This is a genomic window from bacterium (genome assembly GCA_024228115.1).
Taxonomy (GTDB): domain Bacteria; phylum Myxococcota_A; class UBA9160; order UBA9160; family UBA6930.
In genome coordinates this window covers 1-2,869 of the sequence record JAAETT010000064.1, presented here as the reverse complement: position 1 = coordinate 2,869, position 2,869 = coordinate 1, and the positions used below count along the sequence as shown (strand labels likewise).

The 2,869-nt window shown below is 64.7% G+C and carries 3 protein-coding genes; 1 reads left to right on the top strand and 2 read right to left on the bottom strand.

Translation table 11 applies throughout. The features are described from left to right. Positions 1 to 232: 232 nt before the first annotated feature. Positions 233 to 478, bottom strand: coding sequence for a hypothetical protein (locus tag GY937_03765; GenBank protein ID MCP5055825.1), 246 nt, complete (start codon positions 476 to 478; stop codon positions 233 to 235). A gap of 949 nt (positions 479 to 1,427) precedes the next feature. On the opposite strand from GY937_03765, the gene GY937_03760 reads away from it, so the two are divergent. Beyond that, positions 1,428 to 2,045, top strand: coding sequence for a hypothetical protein (locus tag GY937_03760; GenBank protein ID MCP5055824.1), 618 nt, complete (start codon positions 1,428 to 1,430; stop codon positions 2,043 to 2,045). A gap of 262 nt (positions 2,046 to 2,307) precedes the next feature. Here GY937_03760 and GY937_03755 read toward each other — a convergent pair whose 3' ends face one another. Continuing rightward, positions 2,308 to 2,625, bottom strand: a complete 318-nt coding sequence (locus tag GY937_03755) for a hypothetical protein (protein MCP5055823.1) — start codon at positions 2,623 to 2,625, stop codon at positions 2,308 to 2,310. Positions 2,626 to 2,869: the final 244 nt, after the last annotated feature.

Here is a 2,869-nt window from a genome sequence, read left to right as displayed (position 1 = left end):
CGGTCGAGCCGGGAGGGCGTTCGCCCTGGGTCAAGGACCTTTCGACCCGGAAGATCTGAATCGGAATCCGGAACGGCGGGCTGCGTCGCCCCCCGGCCAAATGATCAGATTTCTACGCTTCTGAGTGAGCGTCTACACTGCTCAGCGAGCCGGGCGCATTCGTGTCGCAGCTCGAACGGGAGTTTCCCCGAGAACACCCACTGTATTCGACCGTTCGCCAGATCACCTGGTCTCAGTTTCGCTGACGAAAATGGCCGTTCGCACACGGGGGGCGGCTCTTGATGTTGCGGTGAAGAAAGACCTCTCCCTCCCGGTCGAGAATGCAGAGGTACATCGTCTTCGCGTGAAGATCGATTCCGCAGGAGTTCTCATGGCTGTTCGTGTGGAATCTCGCCGGGTCTCCTTCGGAGCGGCGGTTCTTCGTCAGGTGTATCCAGCCTGCTCGATGGCCGAGCCGGTTCAGGAGGCCCCCTTCCATCACGTCTCCACGATCTACTCGCCCACTCGGAGTTGGCCTCCTGAGGTTTCTCTTGTTGGATCCAAGGATAGGAGGGGCCAGGGCATGCCCATGATGTACAGCATAGATCCGACAGCCCGGCTCGTTCGGCTCGTGGGTACTGGAGAGTTGACCGACTAGGAGATGGTGCAATGCATCTCCTCTCTGCGGTCGGATCCGCAGCTGGAGCCAGACATGAACGAGTTGCGGCTTCGGTACGCGAAATGCGCGTAGTTGACGACCTCGCACCCACGCAGCTGCTCTGCGTCGTAGTGACATCCGGATTGGTAGCCAGACAGAATGGATTCCTGCTCTACGGCGGGGATGTTGCCATGGGCTCGCGAAGATGAGTCCGGTCCACGCCCCCAAAAGAGCGTCGTATTCCAAGATGTTGCCGACGTAGAGGGAGCCGGTCGGGCTGAAGGCCATGCCGCGCACTGGGCCAGAGCTCGGGAAGGGCACTCCGACCGGGGCACCTGCGAGAGGATAGACCTCGCCGACGAGACCGATTTTCGGATCTCGGACCCAGAGCCTCGCGGCTGCGGCCGGACACGTTGCGAGCGGGAGGCTCAAGGTCAGCAGCAGTGTCAATACAGTCGGGATCGGCAGGACTCGGCGGTGCACGGTGTTCCTCCACAGCAGGAAGCCGCACACCACGGCGACGCACCCCTTTCCACAGGCACTAGAAGGCGAAGCAGCGAGTGTGCCGGCGACGGGGCCCTCCAGCAGTTTCAGCTACTCGGCGGCGCCATGTGGAAGACAGCCACAGGCCAAGCGGAATGCTCGTTCAAATCCGATGGGTGCAAGCGTCCCACTCGGTCAGGGTCGCGGCAGCCCGTAGCGGCTACGCCTCACGCTCCTCCCTCTCCACCACCTCGGGCTGCCCCGGCAACGCACCCAGCCGTTTGTTGAGCCGTCCATCTGGGCCAGCATGGGGCGAGTCGCGTCGCTGATCGTCAGCGCCACGGGTCGCCACTTCGTATCCCTGCCGCGCTGGGTGAGACGGTCTCCGGCTCGTCTGCGATCCGCCGATCCGGTTCAGTCGGAACGACGGCGGGCGGTGCTCGCCGTTGCCCAGCTCAAGCGTTGGGAACGGCCGTCCGATGGCATCGCAATGGCTCGAATCGTGGCGGAGCGGGAGGCCGGCCTCCCACGCGGCGGGACGGAGGGGATCGCCTACGACGAAGGCCAGTGGCCGCTCGTCGAGATCCGCTGGCCGCCGGATCCCAGTACCGCCGAGCTGGACGCGCACCTTCGCCGGCTGCAGGGGTATCTGGACCGCGGGGTGCCCTTCAAGCTGCTGTACGACGTCAGCCGGACCAGGCCGATCAACAGCCTCGAACGCAAGGAATTCGTCGACTTCTTCTCGCGCAATCGGGAGGCGCTGCAGCTGCGTTGCCGGGGTGTCGCCTACATCACGCGGAAAGCGGTCCATCGCGGGATCCTGACTGCGATCGGATGGTTCATCACGTTTCCGTTCCCCCTCGAGGTCTCCGCAACCCGCGAGCAGGGTCTGCAGTGGCTCCGCCAGATCCGCACCGACCCATAGGGTGCCCGCTGCGCCCCTCCACGCGTTGACGAATCCAAAAGGGATCTCAGGCGGCCGGCCCGACACGCCGGCCCCCGCGCCCGGGCGGCCCTCGGTTGGTCTGAATTCAGTCGAGGGCTCGCTTCGAAGTCGCCGGGCTGCTCCTCAGCATCGTGACGGTCGGGGTTCAGGTCAGGGGCAGCAGCCAGTCCCAAACCCGTACAGGGCTCCGACTTGGCCACCTGCAGGCAACGACGTTGGCCCCCCTGGATTCGAACCCCGCCTAACCTAGAGCAGCGATTCGTTCGTCCACTGCAGCGGCGATTGTTGCTCGAGCTTCGGACATGCTTTCCTTCAGGCTCTCGTCGAGACTCGCCCTCAGCCTGTCCTCATCGTCTCGCAGAGAGCGGCGGTGAAACCACTGCTGGACCACCGGAACGAAGACCCCAATCACCACGAACAGCAAGGTGACGTAGAGGAGCAACTGGTTCCAAGCCTTCGTGTAGAGGCCATCGATCTTCGTCAAGATCTCGATCGCGTCAGCCGTCGAAGCGGGATCCAATGCGATGTCCTCCGGTTGCTCCATTAGGCGGAGCACCAACACGTTACCCTGGGGGATTGAATCCCCCCCCCCCCCCCCCCCCCCCGCCCCCCCCCGGCCGGAGCGGGCGCGGCGGGAGGGACCCCCCCCCCCCCCTTGGCCCACGCCGGCCCCAGCATCCCCCCCTCCTCCGATCCCAATCGACCAGCAGAGCCTGGTCGCACTGTTCTTCCTATGCTCCCGCACCTCGGGGGAGCGACGTCAATGCGACGTCACACCCCACGGGGCCAATCGTCACCCGCTT

Excerpts from the sequence above, each read along its gene's own strand:
- GY937_03765 (MCP5055825.1), bottom strand. The coding sequence starts at position 478 with ATGGAAGGGGGCCTCCTGAACCGGCTCGGCCATCGAGCAGGCTGGATA.
- GY937_03760 (MCP5055824.1), top strand. The coding sequence starts at position 1,428 with ATGGGGCGAGTCGCGTCGCTGATCGTCAGCGCCACGGGTCGCCACTTC.